The organism is Ruegeria arenilitoris, from assembly GCF_013030985.1.
Taxonomy (GTDB): Bacteria; Pseudomonadota; Alphaproteobacteria; order Rhodobacterales; family Rhodobacteraceae; genus Ruegeria; species Ruegeria arenilitoris_B.
In genome coordinates, this window is sequence record NZ_WPYP01000008.1 from 85,349 (window position 1) to 108,719 (window position 23,371).

Annotated in this window: 17 protein-coding genes and 2 pseudogenes; 10 read left to right on the plus strand and 9 right to left on the minus strand. The window is 60.6% G+C overall.

What is annotated here, in order from left to right:
- Nucleotides 1-152: 152 nt before the first annotated feature.
- Nucleotides 153-1,250 (plus strand): redox-regulated ATPase YchF, encoded by a 1,098-nt coding sequence (gene ychF / locus GOX88_RS16180; protein WP_170403987.1) that lies wholly within the window; start codon nt 153-155, stop codon nt 1,248-1,250.
- Between the two features lie 54 nt (nt 1,251-1,304).
- Here ychF and GOX88_RS16185 read toward each other — a convergent pair whose 3' ends face one another.
- The gene (locus GOX88_RS16185; RefSeq protein ID WP_170403990.1) at nt 1,305-1,736 is read right to left on the minus strand and encodes an ester cyclase; all 432 of its coding nucleotides are present in this window, start codon (nt 1,734-1,736) and stop codon (nt 1,305-1,307) included.
- A 237-nt stretch (nt 1,737-1,973) separates the two neighbouring features.
- On the opposite strand from GOX88_RS16185, the gene GOX88_RS16190 reads away from it, so the two are divergent.
- The 5 genes from GOX88_RS16190 to GOX88_RS16210 all read left to right on the plus strand — a co-directional run bounded on the left by GOX88_RS16190 (nt 1,974) and on the right by GOX88_RS16210 (nt 8,847).
- On the plus strand, nt 1,974-2,855 hold the full coding sequence (locus tag GOX88_RS16190; RefSeq protein WP_170403993.1) for a LysR family transcriptional regulator: 882 nt from the start codon (nt 1,974-1,976) through the stop codon (nt 2,853-2,855).
- A gap of 85 nt (nt 2,856-2,940) precedes the next feature.
- Complete coding sequence (locus tag GOX88_RS16195; protein ID WP_170403995.1) at nt 2,941-4,644, plus strand: NAD(P)H-dependent oxidoreductase subunit E; 1,704 nt, start codon at nt 2,941-2,943, stop codon at nt 4,642-4,644.
- Between the two features lie 13 nt (nt 4,645-4,657).
- Nucleotides 4,658-7,441, plus strand: coding sequence for a formate dehydrogenase subunit alpha (gene fdhF, locus GOX88_RS16200; RefSeq protein ID WP_170403998.1), 2,784 nt, complete (start codon nt 4,658-4,660; stop codon nt 7,439-7,441).
- A gap of 112 nt (nt 7,442-7,553) precedes the next feature.
- Nucleotides 7,554-8,342 (plus strand): cyclase family protein, encoded by a 789-nt coding sequence (locus GOX88_RS16205; RefSeq protein WP_170404001.1) that lies wholly within the window; start codon nt 7,554-7,556, stop codon nt 8,340-8,342.
- Nucleotides 8,335-8,847, plus strand: a complete 513-nt coding sequence (locus tag GOX88_RS16210) for a thioesterase family protein (RefSeq protein ID WP_254436200.1) — start codon at nt 8,335-8,337, stop codon at nt 8,845-8,847. The genes GOX88_RS16205 and GOX88_RS16210 overlap by 8 nt, the downstream gene beginning before the upstream one ends.
- Nucleotides 8,848-8,852: 5 nt before the next feature.
- Here GOX88_RS16210 and GOX88_RS16215 read toward each other — a convergent pair whose 3' ends face one another.
- The 3 genes and pseudogenes from GOX88_RS16215 to GOX88_RS16225 form a co-directional block, all read right to left on the minus strand.
- The gene (locus tag GOX88_RS16215; RefSeq protein ID WP_367648082.1) at nt 8,853-12,890 is read right to left on the minus strand and encodes a translocation/assembly module TamB domain-containing protein; all 4,038 of its coding nucleotides are present in this window, start codon (nt 12,888-12,890) and stop codon (nt 8,853-8,855) included.
- Nucleotides 12,891-12,931: 41 nt separating this feature from the next.
- Nucleotides 12,932-14,737 (minus strand): autotransporter assembly complex protein TamA, encoded by a 1,806-nt coding sequence (locus GOX88_RS16220; protein WP_170404007.1) that lies wholly within the window; start codon nt 14,735-14,737, stop codon nt 12,932-12,934.
- Between the two features lie 145 nt (nt 14,738-14,882).
- Nucleotides 14,883-16,096: pseudogene (locus GOX88_RS16225) on the minus strand (urate hydroxylase PuuD).
- 95 nt (nt 16,097-16,191) lie between these two features.
- Here GOX88_RS16225 and GOX88_RS16230 point away from each other — a divergent pair.
- Nucleotides 16,192-16,795, plus strand: a pseudogene (locus GOX88_RS16230) (LysR family transcriptional regulator); the annotation flags it as partial.
- Between the two features lie 222 nt (nt 16,796-17,017).
- Here GOX88_RS16230 and uraH read toward each other — a convergent pair.
- A complete protein-coding gene (gene uraH / locus GOX88_RS16235; RefSeq protein WP_170404010.1) occupies nt 17,018-17,374 on the minus strand; it encodes a hydroxyisourate hydrolase in 357 nt (118 codons plus the stop codon).
- A gap of 161 nt (nt 17,375-17,535) precedes the next feature.
- Here uraH and puuE point away from each other — a divergent pair, with 161 nt between their 5' ends.
- Entirely contained in the window at nt 17,536-18,954 is a 1,419-nt protein-coding gene (gene puuE / locus GOX88_RS16240; protein WP_170404013.1) for an allantoinase PuuE, read from the plus strand.
- Nucleotides 18,951-19,439: an ureidoglycolate lyase gene (locus GOX88_RS16245; protein ID WP_170404016.1), complete on the plus strand. Its 489-nt coding sequence runs from the start codon at nt 18,951-18,953 to the stop codon at nt 19,437-19,439. Before puuE ends, GOX88_RS16245 begins: the two co-directional genes overlap by 4 nt.
- Before the next feature lie 100 nt (nt 19,440-19,539).
- On the opposite strand, the gene GOX88_RS16250 is transcribed toward GOX88_RS16245, so the two are convergent.
- From GOX88_RS16250 to GOX88_RS16260, 3 genes are all read right to left on the minus strand, one after another.
- On the minus strand, nt 19,540-20,526 hold the full coding sequence (locus GOX88_RS16250) for a type I glyceraldehyde-3-phosphate dehydrogenase (RefSeq protein WP_170404018.1): 987 nt from the start codon (nt 20,524-20,526) through the stop codon (nt 19,540-19,542).
- Between the two features lie 54 nt (nt 20,527-20,580).
- The gene (locus tag GOX88_RS16255; protein ID WP_170404021.1) at nt 20,581-20,904 is read right to left on the minus strand and encodes a hypothetical protein; all 324 of its coding nucleotides are present in this window, start codon (nt 20,902-20,904) and stop codon (nt 20,581-20,583) included.
- Between the two features lie 89 nt (nt 20,905-20,993).
- On the minus strand, nt 20,994-21,827 hold the full coding sequence (locus GOX88_RS16260; protein ID WP_170404024.1) for a bifunctional allantoicase/(S)-ureidoglycine aminohydrolase: 834 nt from the start codon (nt 21,825-21,827) through the stop codon (nt 20,994-20,996).
- A 175-nt stretch (nt 21,828-22,002) separates the two neighbouring features.
- Between GOX88_RS16260 and GOX88_RS16265 the strand changes: the two genes are divergently transcribed.
- Nucleotides 22,003-22,359, plus strand: a complete 357-nt coding sequence (locus tag GOX88_RS16265) for a hypothetical protein (protein ID WP_170404027.1) — start codon at nt 22,003-22,005, stop codon at nt 22,357-22,359.
- A 7-nt stretch (nt 22,360-22,366) separates the two neighbouring features.
- Here GOX88_RS16265 and GOX88_RS16270 read toward each other — a convergent pair whose 3' ends face one another.
- Entirely contained in the window at nt 22,367-23,302 is a 936-nt protein-coding gene (locus tag GOX88_RS16270; protein ID WP_170404029.1) for a 2-hydroxyacid dehydrogenase, read from the minus strand.
- Nucleotides 23,303-23,371: the final 69 nt, after the last annotated feature.

A 23,371-nucleotide genomic window follows, 5' to 3' on the forward strand; every position in this document is an offset into this window, starting at 1 on the left:
TTAGAGTGCGGTTTCAAATCCGGGCAAGCCGCTAAGCGGTGAACATTTTCGTGATGTTGCAGAATGGACTTGGCCGGGCTGCGCGCAGTCTGGCTTGCGCATCGACCCGGACCTGCATAGAAGCACCCCTCGAATGGCATCAGGAGACCGTCATGGGCTTTAAAATGGGAATCGTGGGTTTGCCGAATGTGGGCAAGTCGACCCTCTTCAATGCGCTGACCAAGACCGCAGCCGCGCAGGCGGCGAATTTCCCGTTCTGCACGATCGAACCCAACGTGGGCGATGTTGCCGTGCCTGATGACCGTCTGGACAAACTGGCGGCGATTGCCAGCTCGAAACAGATCATCCCGACGCGGATGACATTTGTGGATATTGCCGGTCTGGTGAAGGGGGCCTCGAAGGGTGAGGGGCTGGGCAACCAGTTTCTGGCCAACATTCGTGAGACCGACGCCATTGCCCATGTGCTGCGCTGTTTCGAAGACGGCGACGTGACTCACGTTGATGGTCGCGTTGACCCCGTGGCCGATGCCGACACCATCGAGACCGAGCTGATGCTGGCCGATCTGGAAAGCATTGAAAAGCGCCGCGCCAATCTGGTGCGCAAGCTCAAGGGCAACGACAAAGAGGCCCAACAGCAGGATCGCCTGCTGGCCGAAGCGCAAGCGATGCTGGAAAACGGCAAACCCGCCCGTCTGGTTGAGGTGTCGGGCGAGGACGTCAAAGCGTGGAAGATGCTGCAACTGCTAACCACCAAGCCGGTGCTTTATGTCTGCAACGTCTCCGAGGAAGAGGCCGCCGAGGGCAACGAATACTCTGCCAAGGTTGCCGAGATGGCCGCGGCACAAGGCAACGCGCATGTCATCATCAGTGCCAAGATCGAGGAAGAGATCAGCCTGCTGGAAGACGAAGAAGCGCAGATGTTCCTGGAAGAGATGGGTCTGGAAGAGCCCGGACTGGATCGCCTGATCCGCGCCGGTTACGACCTGCTGAAGCTGGAAACCTACTTCACCGTCGGCCCGAAAGAGGCCCGCGCCTGGACCATCCGTACCGGCACGGCCGCGCCGCAGGCCGCTGGTGTGATCCACGGTGATTTCGAAAAAGGGTTCATCCGCGCCGAAACCATCGCCTATGACGACTATGTTTCCGCCAATGGTGAGCAGGGCGCGAAAGAGGCCGGCAAGATGCGGGCCGAGGGTAAAGGTTACATCGTCAAGGATGGCGATGTAATGCACTTCCTGTTTAACACCTGAGCTGTATCTGAGCACCCGGTCCGTCAGGCGCTGGGTGCTCTTAAGCCATTGAGACTAGTTTCCGAGTTCAAGTTCCTGCCGTTGTGTGAAGAAATCCCAGACGACCCAGCTTTCTGCAATCTTTCCATCGGCGATCCGGTCGATCTGAACACCGGTCCAGTTTACCGGACGGTCAGAGGCGGGAACACCAAGGTATGAACCCTTCTGAGTTCCATAGAACCGCCAATGGGTGGACACGCGATCACCTTCGGCGATTTGACTAAATATCTCGACTTTCAGATCGGGAAAGGCCTTGTGGTTGTCCGCAACAATACTGGCCCAGGTGGCTAAATCGACGCTACCGGTGCCGCCGGTGGCCAAAGGTGCCTGATGGTTTTGATACCCTTCGGCGAATATCGACTCGTCAATCGTGGACTCTGCTGCCCACATTTCAACGGCCTGCCGGGACAGGTCTTTTGCTGCGGAATTGTCAGTTTGTTGTGCCATCACACCTCCTCCTGTGGCAAAGGCCAGGAAAATCGCCAGTGCCCAACTGCACGTGACCAAGCTGATGTACTTTCTAACCATTGACCTCTTCCGTCCATTATGACGACTTCGGACACGATAACGTGCTCGTTTCGATTGGGGAAATTGCAATTTGGAGCGCGCCGGGTCGCAACAAGTGCTTTCACCGGGCTGTAAACGCGCTACTCTGCGCTTCTTACTTCAAGAAGAAACAATGGCATGATCGAAATCCGCGACCTGCAATTGCTCAGCGCTTTGGCGCGGCATCAGCATTTTGCCAAGGCGGCTGAGGAATGTGGGATTTCGCAGCCTGCGTTTTCGATGCGCATTCGCAATCTTGAGGACCGGCTGGGTGTCTCGATCGTCCGACGTGCCAACCGGTTTCAAGGCTTGACCGAAGAGGGCGAGATGATCGTCCAGCGGGCGCGGCGTATCCTCGACGACACTAAAGCTCTGGAGCAGCAGGTTCTGGCCGCCAAGGGCGAGATCACCGGCACGCTGATTCTGGGCGTGATCCCGACAGCAATTGCCTTCACTGGCCGTCTGACCAAACGCCTGCGACAAGCGCACCCCCGCATCATCACCCGGATCGAAACCATGTCGGCCACCGCGATTCAGCATCGCTTGGATGAGGGCAGTCTGGACGCGGGCATCACCTATGGTGACAGTATCGGCACCGATCTGCGGCAGGTGCAGCCATTATATGAAGAGACCTATGTGCTGCTGGTCCCATCGCACATGACCGGCGAGTCCGGCCCGATCCCCTGGGCGCGGGTGGCCGAGTTCCCGCTCAGCCTTTTGGAGCCGCAGATGCAGAACCGGCGCATTTTGGAACGGATATTTGCCGAACAGGGGCTGCACCCGCAGGTTGTCGCGGAAACCAGCGGATTCACCGCCTCGATGGTCATGGCGCGCGAGGGGTTGGCAGCCACCGTGGTACCGCGCGTGTTGATCCGCGCGCTGGGTGATCTGAAGGGTACGAAAGTGCTGCCTCTGGTCGATCCCATTGTCAGCAAACCGATTTGTCTGGCGACCCTGTCCCGTGATCCTGAGCTGCCCACGGTCGAGGCGTTGCGGGCTGTGGTGACGTCTTTGCGGTGATAAGGTGTCGTTATCGTGCGATTGCGATAAGCGATTTGACGATATGTTATTCTGATGAGACACGGAGCCTCAATCGGAGGGCATCATGGCACCATTAGACACCAAGCCATCAGGCGCACCCAAGGGCGTCTGGAAGTCAGGTAAAGGCAAGGGGCGGCATACGCCCAAAGGCCGTCAGTTCACGGATGAGGCGCAGGCTGAGATTCATCGCCTGCTGGGCGACCGCCCGCGCCGCCGCGACCTGCTGATCGAATTCCTGCATTTGATTCAGGACGAACACGGCCATATCAGCGCCGACCACATCGCCGCGCTTGCGGTCGAGATGCGGATCGGACAGGCCGAGATTTATGAAACCGCGACCTTCTACGCCCATTTCGATGTGGTGAAAGAAGGCGAGACGCCTCCTCCGGCGTTGACCATCCGGGTTTGTGATTCCCTGTCCTGTGAAATGGCCGGTGCCGAGCAATTGCAGAAGGCGCTGGAAGATGGTCTGGACCCGGCTGAGGTTCGTGTTGTCCGCGCGCCCTGCATGGGCCGTTGCGACACCGCCCCGGTGCTTGAGATCGGTCACAACCATATCGACCATGCGACCCCCGAAAAGGTTCAGGCCGCGATTGCTGCCGATGACACCCATGCTCATCTGCCCGATTACGAAGCCTTTGCCGCTTATGAGGCCAATGGAGGTTACGCCAAGCTGAAAGAGCTGCGCGACGGCGGCGATTGGGAGAACGTGCAGGAAGACGTCCTGTCCTCGGGCCTGCGTGGTCTGGGCGGGGCTGGTTTCCCGTCCGGCAAGAAATGGGGCTTTGTTCGCATGAACGAAGGCCCGCGCTATTTGGCTGTGAACGGGGACGAAGGCGAACCGGGCACGTTCAAGGACCGCTATTACCTGGAGCGCACACCGCATGTCTTCCTCGAAGGGATGCTGATCGCAGCCTGGGCCGTCGAGGCCGAGACCTGCTTTATCTATATGCGCGACGAATATCCGGCGGTTCTGGAAATTCTGCGGCGCGAGATCGCTGCACTGGAAGACGCCGGGATTGTTGAGCCGGGTTACATCGACCTGCGCAGGGGTGCCGGTGCCTACATCTGCGGCGAAGAATCCGCGATGATCGAATCCATCGAGGGCAAGAAAGGCCTTCCGCGTCATCGTCCTCCGTTCGTGGCGCAGGTTGGGGTCTTCAACCGCCCGACGCTCGTGCACAATGTCGAGACGCTGTATTGGGTCACCAAAGTCTGCCGCGAGGGGCCCGAGTGCCTCAACAGCACCGAAAAGAATGGCCGAAAGGGGCTGCGTAGCTATTCGGTCTCGGGCCGTGTGGCGAAGCCAGGCGTTTACCTGCTGCCCGCGGGCTCGACCATTCTGGATGTGATTGAGGCCGCCGGCGGAATGGCCGAAGGCCAGACCTTCAAGGCGTATCAGCCGGGTGGCCCATCCTCGGGTCTGCTGCCCGCGTCAATGGACGATATCCCTCTGGATTTCGACACGCTGCAACCGCATGGCACTTTCATCGGCTCCGCTGCGGTGGTGGTTCTGTCCGATCAGGATACTGCCCGCGATGCCGCGCTGAACATGTTGCGGTTCTTCGAAGACGAAAGCTGTGGCCAATGCACGCCCTGCCGGGCGGGCTGCGAAAAGGCGGTAAAGCTGATGCAGGCCGACAAATGGGATACTGATCTGCTGGAAGATCTGTGCCAGGTCATGGGCGATGCCTCGATCTGTGGTCTGGGGCAGGCTGCTCCGAACCCGATCCGCCTTGTCATGAAACATTTCGCTGACGAAATCTGAGGGAGACAGAGCCATGCTTGATGCAAGCCCAAACAAGACCGTCACCTTCAACCTGAACGGCGAAGACGTCACCGTGCCCGAGGGCTGGACTATCTGGGAAGCCGCCAAGGGGCAGGGGTTCACCATTCCGCACCTGTGCCACAAGCCGCAGCCGGGTTATCGCCCGGATGGCAACTGCCGCGCCTGTATGGTCGAGGTGGAAGGTGAGCGCACTCTGGTCGCTTCGTGCATCCGCCCCGCAGCGGACGGTATGGTCGTCAAGACCGACAGCGACCGTGCTGAGAAGTCGCGCGCCATGGTCATGGAGCTGCTGGTCGCCGACCAGCCCGAAGAGGCGCACGATACCTCCAGCCATTTCTGGGACATGGCCAAGCTGAACGATGTCAGCGACAGCCGTTTCCCGGCAAAAGAGGCTGAGAAAATCCCTCTGCTGGATGACAGCCACGTTGCGATGCGCGTCAATCTGGACGCTTGCATCAACTGCAACCTTTGCGTCCGGGCCTGCCGTGAAGTGCAGGTGAACGACGTGATCGGCATGGCCGGTCGTGGCCATACGGCGCAGGTGGTGTTCGACCAGAACGACCCGATGGGTGATTCAACCTGCGTTGCCTGTGGTGAATGCGTTCAGGCCTGTCCGACCGGCGCGCTGATGCCTGCGACCGTGCTGGATGACCAGCAAAAGGGTGACAGCAAGGACTACGATTCCGAGACTGAAAGCGTCTGCCCGTTCTGTGGCGTGGGTTGTAAGGTCTCGCTGAAGGTCAAGGACGGCAAGGTCAAGTATGTCGAGGGCATCAACGGCCCCGCAAACGAAGGCCGTCTGTGTGTCAAAGGCCGCTTTGGCTTTGACTACATCCACCACCCGCATCGTCTGACCAAGCCGCTGATCCGTCGTGAGGACGCACCGGCCAAAGGTCTGAACGTCGATCCGGGTAACCTGTCGACCCATTTCCGCGAAGCGACCTGGGAAGAGGCGATGGAACTGGCCGCCACCAAGCTGAAGACCCTGCGCGAAGAAGACCCGCGCAGCGTTGCGGGCTTTGGCTCGGCCAAGTGCACCAACGAAGAGGCGTATCTGTTCCAGAAGTTCATCCGTCAGGGCTTCAAGCACAACAACGTCGACCACTGCACCCGTCTGTGCCACGCGTCGTCCGTTGCGGCTCTGATCGAGAACGTCGGTTCCGGCGCGGTAACCGCGACCTTCAACGAGATCGAAAACGCGGATGTGGCGATCATCATCGGGTCGAACCCGATCGAGAACCACCCCGTCGCGGCGACCTACTTCAAGCAGTTCACCAAGCGCGGTGGCAAGCTGATCGTGATGGACCCGCGCGGCGTTGGAATGCGCAAGTTTGCCGACGAAATGCTGCAGTTCCGTCCGGGTGCTGACGTCTCGATGCTGAACGCGATCATGAACGTGATCGTCGAGGAAGAGCTGTATGACAGCCAGTACATCCACCGCTGGACCGAGAACTGGGAGGCCGAGAAGGAGCATCTGCGCCAGTTCACGCCCGAGGCGATGTCGCCAATCTGTGGCATCGAACCGGATCAGCTGCGCCGTGTCGCGCGCACCTTTGCGCAGGCCAAGGCCGGTCTGATCTTCTGGGGTATGGGCGTCAGCCAGCACATCCACGGCACCGACAACTCGCGCTGCCTGATCTCGCTGGCCCTGATGACCGGTAACGTTGGCAAGCCCGGCGCGGGTCTGCACCCGCTGCGCGGTCAGAACAACGTGCAGGGTGCATCCGACGCGGGCCTGATCCCGATGTTCCTGCCGGACTACCAGACTGTGACGGATGACGGCATCCGCGCCAAGTTCAACGAGGTCTGGAATTCGGACGACTTCTCGAACGAGAAAGGTCTGACCGTCACCGAGATCATCGACCAGGCCTATGCGGGCAACATCAAGGGCATGTACATCATGGGTGAAAACCCGGCCATGTCCGACCCCGATGTGAACCACGCCCGAGAAGCGCTGGCCAAGCTGGACCTGATGATCGTGCAGGACATCTTCCTGACCGAGACGGCGAACTATGCCGATATCATCCTGCCGGCCTCGGCGCTGTATGAAAAGAACGGCACCGTGTCGAACACCAACCGTCAGGTACAGCGTGTGCGTCCGGCCGTGGCCCCTCCGGGTGAGGCGCGCGAGGATTGGAAGATCACTGTCGAATTGGCGCAGCGGATCGGTCTGAATTGGGATTACACCGACGTGTCTCAGGTCTTTGCCGAGATGAAGTTGACGATGAACTCGCTCAACAACATCACGTGGGAGCGACTGGAGACCGAAACCATCACCTACCCGTCGCTGTCCGAGACAGACCCGGGGCAGGCGATCGTGTTCGGTGACGGTTTCCCGCGCGCGGAAGGCCGGGCGCGGTTCACGCCGGCCAGTGTGATCCCGCCGGATGAGGCCCCGGATGACGAATACCCGATGATCGCCACCACCGGCCGTCAGCTGGAACATTGGCACACCGGTTCGATGACCCGCCGATCCAATGTTCTGGACGCGGTGGAGCCCGAGGCGAACTGTTCGCTGAACCCGCGTACGCTCAAGCTGATGGGGATCGAACCGGGTGAGATGATCCGTCTGACCACCCGTCGCGGCTCGATCGAGATCATGGCGCGGGCCGACCGGGCGATTGCCGAGGACATGGTGTTCATCCCGTTTGCCTATGTCGAGGCGGCGGCGAACGTCCTGACCAACTCGGCCGTCGATCCCTATGGCAAGATCCCCGAGTTCAAGTTCTCGGCGATCCGGGTCGATAAGATCGAAGACGCCGTCGCGGCGGAATAAGACCGACACTTACAATTCCAGGAAAGGCGGCCCCAAGGGTCGCCTTTTTTCTTTCCTTGACAGAGTGTTGCTTGCGGCCAAACCTGTCATCACCTTGGTAATGGAGGAGCATATGGCCCGCCGTTTTGTCGATCTGTCGGTTCCGCTGGAAACCGGGATCGTATCCGACCCGCCGATCATGCTGCCCGAGATCGAGTATCTGACGCATGACCAAACCGCTGAACAGGTGATGGCGTTCTTTCCCGGCCTTCAGAAAGACGACCTTCCGGGCGGCGAGGGCTGGGCCATCGAACGGCTGCAGATCGCCACCCATAACGGCACCCATCTGGATGCGCCCTATCACCATCACTCGACCATGAATAACGGCGAGCGGGCGATCACCATCGATGAGGTGCCGCTGGAATGGTGCATGAATCCCGGCGTGAAACTGGATTTCCGGCATTTCGACGATGGCTATGTCGCGACTGCGGCCGATGTCGAAGCCGAGTTGAAACGGATCGGCCATGACCTGCAGCCGCTGGATATCGTGATCGTCAATACTTCGGCGGGCACGCAGTACGGCCAGCCGGACTATCTGATGAAAGGCTGCGGTATGGGACGCGAGGCGACCTTGTACCTGACCGAACGCGGTGTGCGCGTAACCGGCACCGATGCCTGGAGCTGGGATGCGCCTTTTCCCCTGACCGCACAGGAATATGCCGAAACCAAGGACGCCTCGATCATCTGGGAGGGGCATCGCGCCTCGATGGAGATCGGCTATTGCCATATCGAAAAGCTGACCAACCTCGAAGACCTGCCACCCACCGGGTTCGAAATCTCGTGTTTTCCGTTCAAGATCAAAGGGGCGTCTGCGGGCTTTGTGCGGGCTGTTGCGATCTTTGAGGAGGACGATGATGAATAAACCACTCAGCGGACATGATGGCCCGTATGATGCGCCAGTGGAAATCCGCGGGTTCACGGTTCTGCCAGAATGGATCGATTACAACGGTCACATGAACGTGGGCTATTACGGTGTGGCCTTCGATATGGCGCTGGAAAAGCTGATGGTTGATCACCTCGGGCTGGGTGAGGTGCAGGTCAAGGCGCTGGGGCAGGGGCCGTATGTCCTGCAATCCCACATGAATTTTCTGCGCGAGGTCCAGCCGGACGAGCCGTTCTATTTCCGCTTTCGGATGTTGGATTCAGATCAGAAGCGCGGGCACTACTTCGCCCAGATGCTTTCAGAAAAGGACGATGCGGTCTGCGCCACGCAGGAAGCGCTGTTCATGAATGTCAGCCATACCACCGGACGGTCCGAGCCCTACCCCGATTGGGCAGACGCCAGGCTGGGCCGCATGGTCCACGATCACGCCGGGCTGGACGCCGCGATGCAGGTCGGGCAGGCGATTGGCATCCGGCGGAAATAACGCCCTCAGTAATCCCGTTCGAAAAACAGGCCCAGACCGGTTTCGCCCCGACCGTCTACCGTTCCGCGCACCGTGAAACTGTCGGTGACGTCCAGGTTCAGGTTCACCTCGGTGTCGCCCTCGGTGTTGACTGTGAAATCGGTATAGAGGTTGTCGCTCAGATAGGCTCCGGCCCCCAGGCGGCCAGCGCCGCCCGCAGTGGCGCCGATGTCCACCGTGTCAACGCCAGTCGAATCGCGCAATCCCTTGGTCGCGTCGCCCCCCGCGCCGCTGAGCTGCGCCAGGGATGCAGCCATCTGGGCAATGACAAAGGGTGACAATTCCGAGAAGCTGTTGCCGAACAACAGCATGGCCAGGGCCTCTTCTGCCGGGCGCTCGGGGTCGGAATAGACATCAACCTCGGGCGCATCCAGCGGACCAGAGATTTCAATCGTGGCGGTGCCTTCGGATGTGCTGGTAGACGACGCGAACTCGATATACGGCGTCAGGTCCCCCTGCAGGGTGACAATCCCCTTGGTCAGCGCCAGCCTGCGGCCCAGAATGTCAAAATTACCCCGGATCAGTTCGATCTGGCCCGAGGGTATGACCGCTGCAGTTGTGCCCCCGATAAACAGGTTTCCGCCCAGTTCAGCATTCACGCCACGGCCGCGCACGAAAACGGCTTTGGGGGCCAGCAGGCTGATATCCAGCGCCATACGGGAATCGCTTTTGGAGGCCCCTTCCTCGGCAATCAGCCGTGCCCGTTCACGGGTGATGTAGCTGGCCCGGCTTTCATTGATATGCTCGATTTCGGGGATCGGAGCGGCCCCAACGGCCCCGGCTGCGGCGGCGAGGTTGATGTTGGTTTCTTCAAACGTGATCTGGCCGGAAAGGGCGCTGTTGCCGGCCAAGGCTCCGGTCAGGGCGATTTCGCCGTTCAGTGTGGTTTCATAGAGCAGCTTGTCGGTAACCACGAGCTGGTTGAGGCGTGTGACGATGTTTGCATTGAGCGGCGGCGTCAGGTCCAGCGGGCCCGAAACGGTAAAGTTGCCGCCCGCGCGCATCCCGCCATTCAACGAGATCGTGGCCCGGCTTTGCGCCAGTTCTACCGAGCCGCTGATGCCTGTGATCGTTTGCCCTGCTTCGGGGATTGCCAGCGATGTCCCCGAGGTCGTGATGGAACCACTGAGAGATTCGAGCGCAGGTTTGCCCTTTAGCCGCAGATTATGCCGGGCCGTTCCGTCGATTTTGTTGGGCGAGATAAACAGGTTGGCGACCCCGAGGTTGACACCGCCCTGGGCCCGCAGATCGGCCTCGCCGCTGTTTTCGTCGAAGGTGCCCGCGACCGTGCTGCTGATTTCGGCGGGGCCATTGGCCGAACCATCGATGGTCCATACGCCGCTTTTACGTTTGGCGTTTCCTGTTGCTGCGATGGTGCCGGGGAATTCGGGTGCGAAACGCTCGATCTTGTTCAGCTTGGCGTCAAAATCCAAATCGGCGGTGCCATCTGTGTCCACGGTTCCTGTCAGCGCTGCATAAGAGCTGTCCGGCCCGTTCAGTCGCATGGTGCCCTCAAGCCCCGATCCGGTTGGGGCGACGTTGCCCTCCAGTGTCAACGGCCCGGACATCGTGGTCAGGACGCGGGACACATCGTCAAGCTTTGCCGTGAAATTCAGCCCGCCGGCGTCACGGTCCAACTTGCCCGATGCAGAGGCAGACAGGGCGGTGCCCTGAAGCCGGAAGGTGCGGATATCGACACCTTCCTGATTTTTCTCGGCATCGACATTCAGGGTTGTGCGGCCCTGGATCAGCTTATCGACCAACTCGATGCCGGTTTGAATGTCGTCCGCATTCACGCTGCCCTGAATGTCGAAAGCCTTGCTGGCAAGGGCTGCGCTGCCTTGAAGGTTGGCTGCGATCGACCCGGCCAGATCGCGTTTGGCGAGCCCTGAGAACAGCGACAGATCGGGAGCATTCACCTTGGCGCTTCCATCCACAGCCAGGTCGCCGGTGGGGTCGTCGACCGTTGCGGCGACCTGTGCGGTCAGGGCTTTGCCGTTGATCGTCGCCTTTCGAATGTCGATCTTGTCGGTTGCGCGCGCACCGTCCCAGGTGATCACGGTTTTGCCGGTCAGCAAAGGATCAAGGTCGGTCATGCCTGTCTTGATGTCCTGCCCGGTTACGCTGGCTGTGCCGTCGAATTCCAGCGTTTGCACCGTACCTTTGCCATCCAGTTCCGCCTTCAGGCTGCCGTCCAGTTCGCGTTTGGCCAGCCCGGAGAAGACCGACAGGTCAGGCGCATTCACCCTGGCCTGCCCGTCGATGGTCAGGTTGCCGTCGGGTGTCGTGACCTCGCCGCTGGCCTGCGCCTGCGCGGCCTCGCTGTTCAGGTCGAATTCGCGGATGGTGATGCCGTCGCTGCCACGGCTGGCGTCCAGCGTGATCGTGGTCTCGCCCTTGATGACCGGGTCGATATCGTCGCGGCCTGTGACCAGATCGCGGCCCTCGACCACCACTTTGCCGTCAAAGCTGCGTTCCAGCGGAGAGCCTTTCCCCTCGACCCGGACAGAAGCCTCACCGCCCAAGTCCATCTGCGCCAGGTCCGAAAAGCGCGCCAGGTCGGACGCATCAAGCTTGGCCGAACCATCAACCGTCAACCCGCTGGTCAGCCCGTCGATCAGTGCATCCAGCGCCAGCGTGTAATCAGTTCCCACCAGCTCGAACCCGGACAGGTTCAGGGACTGATCGCTGCCATAGTCGAACTGACCGTCCAGCGTGATGCGTTGGCCCAAAGCGGTGTTCAGCGCCTGATCGTTCAGGTCGATCCCGTCAACGATGGCCTGCAGATCACCTGTAACGGTGAACGCCTCGCCTTGTTCCAAGGTGCCCTGCGCAGTGATCCGGGCATTGTCGAGTTTTGCCTGCGGCGACTGAAACGCGTCTGCGGTCAGGCTCAGATCCCACAGGTTTCCGTTTTTCTGATCGAACAGGGCGGAAATCTGCGCCGCCTCGATCGAGGTATCGCCGCCCGCAACCGGCAGCACTACGGTATTCCCGTCCGGCGGAGTGATCCGGCCCTGTAAAGCCGCAAGTTTCAGGGTGCCGCCTTCGGCCAGCTGTAACTCACCTTTCAGGTCCAAAGCCTGCGTGGTCAGTTCCAGATCGGGGATGTCCAAAGCTCCTTGCGGTTTGGTTTGACCGTCCACGAAAAGCCGTGTCTTGGTGCCAAAGAACGGGTCCAAATCCTCGGCCATGAAGGGGGTCAGGTCACCCCCCAGATCGGCGGTAAAGGCGATCCCGTCCGCCGCTCCGGTTTCTGCTGCTCGCAGCTCAACCTGTCCTGTCACCCGAGGCTGTTTGTCACTGCTCAGCGCGATATCGGCAGTGAAATCGGTCAGGGGGCCTGCGCCTTTGGCGGTAAAGCCGATCGGAGGACTGTCTGGGATCTTCAGTGCGGTTGAAATCAGGCCGCCCTCGGCCTCGTTCACGTCCAGATCCAGATTGATTTCGCGCGACGCGTTCTGGAACCCGGCGGTCAGCTTGATCCTGTCACCGGCGCGGTCCAGTCGGGTAATATCCAGGTTGGTGTCCAACGTGCCATCGGCCAGCGACAGGTTGCCGGTCACAGACAAAGCCGCAGAGACCCCGATCAGAGGCTCACCCAGCAACAGCTCATCCACCCGGATCTCGCCAATCTCAATAGAAACAGGCAGTTCGGGCAGTTGAAAAGGCTGTGTTTCGACCGAAGGCGGCGGGGCCTCTTTGGTGGTTGTGCCGGGGGTGCGGGCGATGTCGATCTCTTGCGCCGTCAGGGCATTGACGGAAAACCGCCCCCGGATCAGGGCCAGTCGGTTCCAATCCAGCTCGGCATCCTTGATGGTCAGCCAGACACCTTCATCGTCCGAGACGGTGATCTCCTGGATCGTGGCGCGCGCGCTCAACGCGCCTTGCAGGCCTTTGACGGTGACGTTCTGATCATCGCCCGACAGCGTGTCCTGCAGGAAACGCTCCAACATACTTCCGCCGCCATCATCCTCCTGCGCGATCACGGGAGGGGCGGTCACGATCAGTATCGTGGTCAGAACGGGATATGAATAACGCCGTATCAAAATGCCTGTCCGATCCCGATATAGAACTGCAGCCCGCTGCCGGTCTCGCCCTGCACGGGCAAGGCCAGGTCCAGACGCAGCGGGCCGAACCCGCCCAGATCATACCGCACCCCAAGGCCGGCGCCCGAGTGGTATTCAGCATCGCTGCCGATAAAGGACGACGTGTCCACGGTACCGAAATCGTAAAATCCGACAAGGGATATTGTGTCTGTGATCTTTCCGCGAACCTCGCCGGACAGCCCAAGGAAGGACTTGCCCCCAGCTACGCCACCGTTGACCGGAATGCCGAGGCTTTCAAAGGGTTGCCCGCGCACGGTTCCCGCACCGCCCGAGAAGAACAGGAAATCCGGCGTCACACCGCTGGGAGAGGGGCCAATCACCGATCCCAGCTGAACACGGCCCGCCAGTACCAGCCGTCCTCCGGTGTTGAGGCTGGTGTAACCGCGCCCGTCAAAGAACAGCCGAATGCCGTTGTGAGTGCCGGACAGGCCGACGAAAGGCATCGCTTGCGAGTCCAGATAGAACCCGCGTGTGGCGCTGACCTTGCTGTCACGTTCATCCCATTCCGACCGGAGCGGGATGATGAAATATCGAAACTTGCGGCCACTGCCATAGGCATCATCTGCATCCGACCATTGGAAACCGGCCGAGGCTTCGGCATAGAGCCGGTCAGAGAAGGTGCGCCGCGCACCATAGGCCAGCGACGCGACCGATACGTTGTAGTTCTCGGTATTGCGCCGCTCCAGCAGCGCGCTCCAGAAGGTGTTGTCATCCGGGCCCAGCCGGTCGGGCTGATCCAGACGCAGGCCGATACGGCCATCCAGGTCCTCGGACCCGCCGATGTTGCGCAGCGCTGCTTCGAACCGCAACCGTTCCGCGCGGCGGAACACGTTTCGGTGGGTCCAGGTTGCGGTCACATCCAACCCTGCGTTCGAGGCAAGCTCGACCCCGAAGGTCAGGCGGCGTTTGGGCATGTCTTCGAACGTGGCGTCGAAATCCAGTGTGCCGTCGGGGTTGGGAGTTTCATGTTCCTTGATCGACACGACGCTGAACGTGCCGGTGCGGCGCAACCGCGTGCCTACCTTCTGGATTTTCTCTGGTGAATACACCTCGCCCGAGGGGAAACCGGCGATCTTTTCAATCGACCGGTAGCGGACATCCGTGTCGCCCTTGATGATCATCTTGCCAAAGGTCAGCTGCGGACCCGGTGCAAGGTCGATCTCGGCGTCCAGCCGATCTTGCGCGTGACGGGCGATGACCTTTTGACCTTCGACTGCCGCCTTTGCGTGGCCGGTCTCGCGCCAGCCTTGAACCCCAGCTGACGCCGCCTGTTGGATGGCGCCGGTCGTGGCCAGCTTGCCGGGGGCAAACTCTTCGGGCAGGACCGTGCCCGGCGCAACCGGTTCAACGACGGCGGTGCCGAACGTGAAGGTGGGGCCGGTATTCACCGTGATGACGGCGCGGTTGATCGCGTTGGGCACGGTGAGCGAGCTCATGTCCGCAGCTTCCTGCCCGTCCAGCTTGATGCTGACGACCGGGCTGAAATAGCCCTCGTCATACAGAATCTGAACGATGGTGCGGTAATCCGACAACGCCGCGGACAGGATTTCCAGCGGCGTATCCAGTCCCCTGTTTTCGGCGGTCGCGACCGAGGATGTCTCTTCGATGCGTTCGATCAGCGCCTTCGGAGCACCCGGTGCCGAGAGCGTCGTTTCAAGCGCAGCCAGTGATGAAGGTAGAGCGGCGGCGGCCATGCCAAGAAGGCAATTTTTCACAAAGGCCCGCGGCCTGCGTCCCGGCATCGAATGGCTCCAACTGCCCCAAGTCGAAATCAATTTCGCCGTCTTATGCAAAGCGACGGCTGGTTTCATTCATGTTAGAGCATCAGTTTCTGCGCAGGGAAAGAGGTTATCGAAAACAATGCCGAATTAATGGGCCCTGTTGTGATCAGGACCCGGCATTTCTGAACCAGCGGACGATCGCGGCGCGGTCTTCGGGCTCCATGTAGGTCACGTTGGCTGGCGGCATGGCGTGACTGACGCCCGTCTGCAGATAGATTTGTCTGGCATTGCGGGCGATATCGCCTTCGGTTTCCAGCGGCACGCCTTTTGGGGCCCACTGAATACCCTCCCACACCGGTTCGCGGGCATGGCACATGGAACAACGGCCAATACAACGTCTTTAGCATCTTCAAAGCCGTCTGCGGCGGCGAATTTCTGTTCAAAGGGCGTCAGCGGCTGCATCTCGGCCTCTTCCAGCGGTTTGTACATGGGCGCGGTGGACAGCCACATGATGGCAATGAACCTCATCGCGGCAACCGCCCAGGTCCAGGTCGGGTTCCCGGAGCGGGCGTGGCGGGTGTTGAAATAGTGCCGGATGGTGACACCCATCAAGAACACCAGTGCGGCGATGATCCAGTTGTATTCGGTCGCAAAGGCCAGCGGGTAGTGGTTGGACAGCATCAGGAACACGACCGGCAGCGTCAGGTAGTTGTTGTGGGTGGAGCGCAGCTTGTCGATCTTGCCGTATTTCGGGTCCGGCGTGCGACCATTCTTCAGATCATCCACCACGAACCGCTGGTTTGGCATGATGATGAAGAACACGTTTGCAGTCATGATCGTGGCGATAAAAGCCCCCAGATGCAGCATCATTGCCCGGCCGGTGAAGATCTGGTTATACCCCCAGCCCACCGCCACCAGCAGAACGAACAGCAGCAGGGTGGGACGTTCCCCCAGCCCGGATTTGCACAGGAAATCATAGATCAGCCAGCCCACGGTCAACGAGGCCGCAGAGATAAGGATCCCCAGCCACAGTGCCAAATCGGCCATTTCGGCGTCGATCAGATACAACTCACTGCCGACCCAATAGACGAGCATCAACAGCGCTGCACCGCTGAGCCAGGTTGCGTAGCTTTCCCATTTGAATCAGGTCAGGTGGTCCGGCATCCGCCCGGGCGCGACCAGGTATTTCTGGAGGTGATAAAAGCCGCCGCCATGCACCTGCCATTCCTCGCCATCCGCCGGGCCGGGGATGTTTCGGTTAAGGCCAAGGTCCAGCGTGATGAAGTAGAAGGACCATCCGATCCAGGCAATCGCGGTGATGACGTGCAGCCAGCGCACGGCAAAACCCATCCAATCCCAGAACACGGCGAATTCGAACATGAGAGGTTTCTCAGGTAAGTTACCGTCACACAGGCCAACGGGCTTTTCTCCGGTATTCCCGTATATTGTCAAATTGTATCAAAAAAAACGATAAGATGTCCTATCTCGACAATATCCGCACGATTGTTCGTGTCTATGATCCGGGCAGCATGTCCGCTGCTGGCCGCGATTTGCGGATTTCGCCGGCCGTGTCCTCGGCGCGGATTTCTCAGTTTGAGGATCACCTGGGCGTGCGCCTGTTCCAGCGCCCCACGCGCAACCTCAGCCCGACCGAGCAGGGGCGGGCGTTTTATCCCGGTGCGGTCGCGGTGTTGGATGCGGTGGACGACGCCAAGGCGCAGGTGGTGAACCTGACCGAAGCACCGCGGATCGTTGTTCGTCGCAGCGCCACTGGGGGTAGGGCACAGGCTGCTTGCACCACATGTGCCTGTTTTTCTGGAGGAATACCCCGAGATCGATGTCCGTCTCCGCCTGACGGACCGGTTTGTGGACCTGACAACTGAAGGGCTAGATCTGGCGTTTTTTTTTGGTCAGCCCGAAGACAGCACCTTGCGCATCCGCAAGATCGCCGATTGCCAAAGGGTGCTTTGCGCCGCTCCAGACTATGTGCAGCGCAAGGGGATGACGCAGACAGGTGCAGACCTGATCTCGGGCAAGCACGAATGCCTGAACCTGCGCTTTCCCGGAGCAACGGAATTCTGAGGCTTCGGACAAGTAAATGCCCCTGCCCCTGTTTGCGTCCTGCGGACGCCACACAGCGTTGGGCCAAGCGCCGCAGCAGAGCCGCGGCGCGGTCGCGCCAAATTGTACGGTCGGGGGAATGAGCACGGGACCGCGACACGCCTGAAAGGCGTGGCGCCCGGCCCAACGGGAGGTGCCCCGTCAGGGGCGGCCGACGGGCGGGAGCCTTGCAGGTCGCGTTCAACTGCCCCGATAGGTCGAGTAGCCGTAAGGTGACAGTAACAAGGGTACGTGGTAATGCGCGTTCGGATCGGACATGCCGAAACGGATCGGCACCAGATCCAGAAACAGTGGGTCCTCGGCCGCCTGACCTGTGGCACGCAGGTAGTCTCCGGCATAGAACACCAACTCGTAGCTGCCCGTTCTGAATTCCTCCTGCGGTAGGATCGGGCTGTTGGTGCGGCCGTCCGCATTCGTCTCGGTTTCGGCCAGTTTGCGGCGGGTGTCCCCGGTGATTTCGTGCAGGGCCATCCGCAGCCCTTGGGCCGGGCAACCGCGTGCCGTGTCCAGAACGTGGGTTGTCAGATAACCTGCCACGAGGGCCTCCTTTGATTTGTCTTAAGCTTTGTCGCAGTCTGGCGCAAAGTTCGAAACAGTGGAAATGGCGAAAGAACCGGAAACAGCGTTCGGATTAGTTTGATAATCAATCGCGTGTTTCTGGGCTAAGGCTGACGAAACGCACAAGTACGGAAGACGCCATGCAGCCGCCTCGATACCCTCGTGACATGATCGGATACGGAGCCAACCCGCCCGACGCCAAATGGCCCGGCGGTGCCAAGCTGGCTGTGCAGATCGTGCTGAACTACGAAGAGGGCGGCGAGAACAACATCCTGCACGGCGATCCCGCGTCCGAGGCGTTCCTGTCCGAGATCGTGGGTGTTGCGGCATGGCCCGGGCAGCGCCACTGGAATATGGAATCGATATACGAATACGGGTCGCGCGCAGGATTCTGGCGTCTACATCGGTTGATGCAGGACCTGCCGATCACGGTTTATGGCGTGGCGACAGCCTTGGCCCGGTCGCCGGATCAGGTTGCGGCAATGAAATCGGCAGGCTGGGAGATTGCCAGCCACGGCCTGAAATGGATCGAGCACAAGGACATGCCCGAGGATGAAGAGCGCGCGCAGATCGTCGAGGCCATCCGCCTGCATACCGAGGTCGTGGGAGAACGCCCGCGCGGTTGGTATACCGGGCGCTGTTCCGAAAACACCGTCCGGCTAGTGGCCGAAGAGGGCGGTTTTGCCTATGTCGCCGATACCTATGCCGACGATCTGCCCTTTTGGACGCAGACCGGCGGGCGGGATCAGTTGATCGTCCCCTATACGCTGGATTGCAACGATATGCGCTTTGCCACGCCGCAGGGGTTCAACTCGGGTGATCAGTTCTACACCTACCTCAAGGACAGTTTCGATGCGCTCTATGCCGAGGGTGAGGCCGGCGCGCCGAAAATGCTGTCGATCGGGTTGCATTGCCGCCTGATCGGGCGGCCCGGGCGGGTAGTGGCGTTGAAGCGGTTTCTGGACTATGCGCGCGGGTTCTCGGATGTCTGGTTCGCAACGCGGTTGCAGATTGCGGAACATTGGGCGGCGCAGCACCCCGCCGGTCAGCACCCGAAACCGTCGCACATGCAACGGGATGAGTTTGTCGCGGCTTATGGAGGCATTTTCGAGCATTCCGCATGGATTGCGGAGCGGGCCTTTGATCTGGAACTTGGACCGGCCCATGACACGGCGGGCGGCTTGCATAACGCGTTGGCACGGATGTTCCGCTCGGCTTCGGAGCAGGAACGCCTGGGCGTGTTGACCGCGCACCCTGATCTGGCGGGCAAGCTGGCACAGGCCAAGCGATTGACGCAGGAAAGCACGTCCGAGCAGGCCTCGGCCGGGCTGGATGCATTGACCGATGAGGAGCGTGCCGCGTTCACCGAACTGAACCAGCGCTATACTGATACGTTCGGGTTCCCGTTCATCATTGCCGTGCGTGACCACGACAAGGCGTCAATCCTGCAGGCGTTTCAGCGGCGGATCGAACAGGACCGCGATACGGAATTTGCCGAGGCCTGCCGTCAGGTCGAGCGTATCGCGGAGTTCCGTTTGCGGGACGTGTTGCCCTCATGAATCATCGGATCGTTGCCGCGCCGCTGACCGCAGATGCCTTTGCGCCCTTTGGCGATGTGTTGGAAGTTGCGGGGAAAGCAGACAGGATCATCAATCAGGGGCAGTGCGGTCGGTATCACGATCGCGCGGGTTTGGATTTTTCCGACGGGCGCGCAGGGATCAGCCTGTTCAATGCCAACCCGCGAAGCTTGCCCTATCGGTTGGATATGGTCGAACGCCACCCCGATGGCAGTCAGGCCTTCATCCCAATGACGCAGCATTCGTTTCTGGTCATCGTCGCTCCGGATGTGGACGCGCGGCCGGGTAAGCCTTTGGCCTTTGTTACCGCGGCCGGTCAGGCAGTGAATTACCATCGGGGGACGTGGCATGGCGTTCTGACCCCGCTGCACGCTCCGGGCCTGTTTGCCGTTGTTGACCGGATCGGAGAGGGGGCTAATCTGGAAAAGGTGTGGTTCGAAGAACCTTATGAGGTGGTGGCAGGTTAAAGCCGTCTCTCCCGCCCGGCCCCTGGCGCATCAAAGATGCTTGGGGCCCGTTGGGCCGGGCAGCGCGCGGGTAAGCCCGCCCGCTGCGGTATCGCCCGTGTCAGGGTTGTGCCATAAGTCGGGCGACGTCGAGCATTCGCGCCGAAAAGCCCCATTCGTTGTCATACCAGCCGAATATACGGACTTGGTTTTCCCTGACCATGCGCGTTTCGAGGCCCGCGATGACCAGTGATTCCGGTCGTGTTCGCAGGTCCGAAGACACCAGCGGGTGATCGGTCCAGCCGAGTACGGGGGAGTGGGCGACGGCTTTGCGCAGCTTCGCCTCAAAAGCAGACGCGGACATGCCGCGTTCAAGCGTCGCAACCAGATCGACGGCTGACACACTGGCGGTTGGAACGCGTACCGCTGCGCCTGAAATGCGGCCTGCAAGGTGTGGCATGACTTCGTCGATCAGATGCGTCGCACTGGTCGTCGTGGGGACCATGGACAAAGCCCCTGCGCGGGACCGGGCCAGATCGCCGCGTGGTGCGTCCACCATGGGCTGACTGTTGGTATAGCAATGGATCGTTGTCATGTGAGCCGAGGCGATGCCTGCGATCCCGTCCAACACCTTCACCAGCGGGGCCAGCCCGTTGGTTGTGCAGGAGGCGTTCGACACGATCCGCGCGTTGCCCAACTGATCCTCATTCGCACCCAGGACGATGGTCACCTCGGTGGCGGGCGAGGGGCCTGAGATCAGCACTTTGCCTGCCCCGGCGGTCAGCCCCTGTCCGGCCACGTCCGAGGTGCGCGCAACGCCGGTGCAGTCCATCAGGACATCGACTCCGGTCAGATCGACGCGGGACAGGTCCGGGCTGTGGGTGACCGGGATGGTGTGGCCGTCGACCACCAGAGCCTCGTCACCGGCCTTGACAGCACCGGGGTAGGGGCCGAAGGTACTGTCGTATTTGAACAGATAGGCACAGGTTTCCAGCGGCGCGATGTCGTTGATCAGCACCAGTTCAACATCACTGTCCTGCGGCAAAGCCAGCAGCTGCCGCAGGATCGTGCGACCGATGCGGCCGAATCCGTTGATTGCAAGTTTCATGCGCAAGCTATGGCAGTGGGTTGCGCCGACCTCAATGCCCGTTTCGATCTCAGGTCAGTTGCAGCTGACTTGCGAGAAGAACTGGCCAGAGATGTTCTGATACATGCTGGCCCGGAGTGGCTTGCATCCGGTCGCCGCCTGGATGGCTGCCATGGCCTGAATGGTGCGCAGGCGCGGCGGCGGGCCAAACGGGTTCAGGTTGTTGTTGTCCCGGGTTGCGCGATACACGACCGGAGCATCCGAGACTTGTGTAACAGCCCAGGTGCGGCTCATGACGAATACCGATTTGGTTTCCTCTTTGGCGGCAACGGGGGTTGCCTCCAAGGCCGTCAGGCCAACTACAGCTGCCAGTGCCAGCATCGATCCGCGCAGTACCATTGAACAATCTCCAGTGCTAAAAACCGGTGTTATTTCACCAGATTAAAGCGCTTCTGTGAACCCCCGCGCCGGAAAAAGCCGATTTGGCGTCAGCGTTTGTGCAAGGACAGCGGCATGTGTCGGTTCACATCCTTGTAAAGCAGATAGCGGAATCGCCCCGGACCGCCCGCGTAACAGGCCTGTGGGCAGAAAGCGCGCAGCCACATGTAATCGCCGGCCTCGACCTCAACCCAATCCTGATTGAGCCGGTAGACCGCCTTGCCTTCAAGCACATAGAGGCCATGCTCCATCACGTGGGTTTCAGCAAAGGGGATCACACCGCCGGGTTCGAAATTGACGATATTTACGTGCATGTCGTGCCGAAGGTCCTGCGGGTCGGCGAAGCGGGTGGTGGACCAGCGGCCCTGAGTCCCGGGCATTTCCACAGGCGTCACGTCGCGTTCATTGGTTATGATCGGATCTGGGGCGGGCAGGCCGGGGACGGCCTCATAGGCCTTGCGGACCCAGTGGAAACGGGCGGTTTCTTCGGTGTCGTTGTGCAGGGTCCATTCGGAACCCGCTGGAATATACGCGTATCCGCCTGTGTCCAATTGGTAAACCTCACCGCCCAATGTCAGCGTCACCCCTGCTTCGACCACGAACAGCACGCCCTGCGCCTGCGGGTCGGTTTCGGGGTGGTCGCTGCCGCCGCCGGGCTGCACCTCCATGATATATTGCGAAAAAGTCTCGGCAAATCCGCTGAGCGGGCGGGACAGCACCCAGAGCCGGGTTTTTTCCCAGAACGGCAGCGCACTGGTGACGATGTCGCGCATCGTGCCTTTGGGGATCACCGCATAGGCCTCGGTGAACATGGCGCGGTCGGTCAAAAGCTGATCCTGACCGGGGTGGCCGCCTGTGGGCGCGTAGTAGGTGGGTTGTGCCATCGGGTGCCTCTGCTTGGGGATTGGGGCGCTATGCGAAGATTACCTTACCGGTCCAAGCGGCAGAGTTGCGATAGGTTTGTTCGGGATGATTTGAAGGTCGCGCAACAGGGCTTGGCCCCGGTTCGCTGCCGGTATATTCTTGAATGTAAATCTTTTTCAGCAAGGCGAGGCGATCATGAAAGCCTGGATTTCTTCTACTCTGACAGCGGTTGTTATTCTTGGAGCTGCGACGGTTGTTCAAGCCAAACCGATTTCCCGAATCATCGCAGAAATGGGACTGACGCCAGCGGATTTTGAAGTTGTGAACGTAACTGCGAACGCAATGCTTGCAGGAGGAACACCTCGGGTAGGCGAAGAAAGCACTTGGGTGAATGACGCCACCGGATCGAAAGGCACGATCCGCGTGCGTGATGTGCGGGACAATTGTGTTCACCTGCAGCACTTTATTCAACCCGAAGGGTCTGACCAGACCCGAGAGGTCAGGACCCGTCGCTGCCGCGATGCGGGCGGCAATTGGATCCTGACACCCTGATCCGGGGTCAGTAGCCGCGGCCTCTGTCGACTTCGTGCAGCAGGGGGTCGCCAGCGCTCAGTCGCTGAAAGTTCTCTCCGACATCCGACAATGCGTCGCCCAGGTGCCAGCCAGAGACATGCGGCGTGATGGTGACGCCGGGATGCGCCCAGAGCGGGTTTTCGGACGGCAGCGGCTCTGTCGAAGTCACGTCCAGCACCGCATGGCCGGGTGTACCGTTGTCCAGCGCGGCGATCAGTGCGGTTTCGTCAATCAGATCACCCCGACCGGCATTCAACAATTGGCTGCCGGGCTTCATCGCGGCCAGCATCCCGGCATCGAACAGACTGACGGTCTGAGGGGTCGAGGGCAGGATCGCGCAAACGTGGTCGCACTGGCCCAGCAATTCGGGCAGGGCGGCTTCTCCGTGCAGGCAGGTCACGCCGTCGATCTGCTTGGGCGACCTGCTCCAGCCCATCACCTGAAACCCGATTGCCCGCAGCATTTTGGCACTGCGTGCGCCGATATGGCCCAGGCCGAGAACTCCAACCACGGTTTCGGGGGCATAAAGGGGTGCCTTGGGCAGCCATTCCGCGCGGCGCTGCGCAGCCTCGTGAAAACCCATGTGGCGCTGATGGCGCAGGACATAGGCAACGAACCATTCGGCGATTTCCTGTGCGGGCGCATCGGGTTTCAGCCGCGCCACGCGTACATGTTCAGGCAGGTTGGGGTTGCTGACGATGGTTTCGACCCCGGCGCCCAGCTTTTGCACCAGCTGCAGGTTGGGCAGGCGTTTGTGGTGGTCGTTTTTCAACCCGACCACGGCAACCATGGTGATGTCGGCAGGATCACCAAGGCTGTCCGGCGTCCGCACATCCGTGTTGGGGTAATGCCGCAAGATATCGCGGGCAATATCGCTGTCGCTGATCCAGTCAGACAACCCGGTTTCGATCAACAACGCCATGTCGCACCTCCCACTGCTTCATATTGCGCTATGCCCCGTTACCGAACTGGACATTTTCCCCGCAGCTAA

Excerpts from the sequence above, each read along its gene's own strand:
- fdhF (WP_170403998.1), top strand. The coding sequence starts at position 4,658 with ATGCTTGATGCAAGCCCAAACAAGACCGTCACCTTCAACCTGAACGGC.
- GOX88_RS16205 (WP_170404001.1), top strand. The coding sequence starts at position 7,554 with ATGGCCCGCCGTTTTGTCGATCTGTCGGTTCCGCTGGAAACCGGGATC.
- GOX88_RS16195 (WP_170403995.1), top strand. The coding sequence starts at position 2,941 with ATGGCACCATTAGACACCAAGCCATCAGGCGCACCCAAGGGCGTCTGG.
- GOX88_RS16220 (WP_170404007.1), bottom strand. The coding sequence starts at position 14,737 with ATGCCGGGACGCAGGCCGCGGGCCTTTGTGAAAAATTGCCTTCTTGGC.
- GOX88_RS16210 (WP_254436200.1), top strand. The coding sequence starts at position 8,335 with ATGAATAAACCACTCAGCGGACATGATGGCCCGTATGATGCGCCAGTG.
- GOX88_RS16265 (WP_170404027.1), top strand. The coding sequence starts at position 22,003 with ATGAAAGCCTGGATTTCTTCTACTCTGACAGCGGTTGTTATTCTTGGA.
- GOX88_RS16260 (WP_170404024.1), bottom strand. The coding sequence starts at position 21,827 with ATGGCACAACCCACCTACTACGCGCCCACAGGCGGCCACCCCGGTCAG.
- GOX88_RS16255 (WP_170404021.1), bottom strand. The coding sequence starts at position 20,904 with ATGGTACTGCGCGGATCGATGCTGGCACTGGCAGCTGTAGTTGGCCTG.
- GOX88_RS16185 (WP_170403990.1), bottom strand. The coding sequence starts at position 1,736 with ATGGCACAACAAACTGACAATTCCGCAGCAAAAGACCTGTCCCGGCAG.
- GOX88_RS16250 (WP_170404018.1), bottom strand. The coding sequence starts at position 20,526 with ATGAAACTTGCAATCAACGGATTCGGCCGCATCGGTCGCACGATCCTG.
- GOX88_RS16190 (WP_170403993.1), top strand. The coding sequence starts at position 1,974 with ATGATCGAAATCCGCGACCTGCAATTGCTCAGCGCTTTGGCGCGGCAT.
- ychF (WP_170403987.1), top strand. The coding sequence starts at position 153 with ATGGGCTTTAAAATGGGAATCGTGGGTTTGCCGAATGTGGGCAAGTCG.
- GOX88_RS16245 (WP_170404016.1), top strand. The coding sequence starts at position 18,951 with ATGAATCATCGGATCGTTGCCGCGCCGCTGACCGCAGATGCCTTTGCG.
- puuE (WP_170404013.1), top strand. The coding sequence starts at position 17,536 with ATGCAGCCGCCTCGATACCCTCGTGACATGATCGGATACGGAGCCAAC.
- GOX88_RS16270 (WP_170404029.1), bottom strand. The coding sequence starts at position 23,302 with ATGGCGTTGTTGATCGAAACCGGGTTGTCTGACTGGATCAGCGACAGC.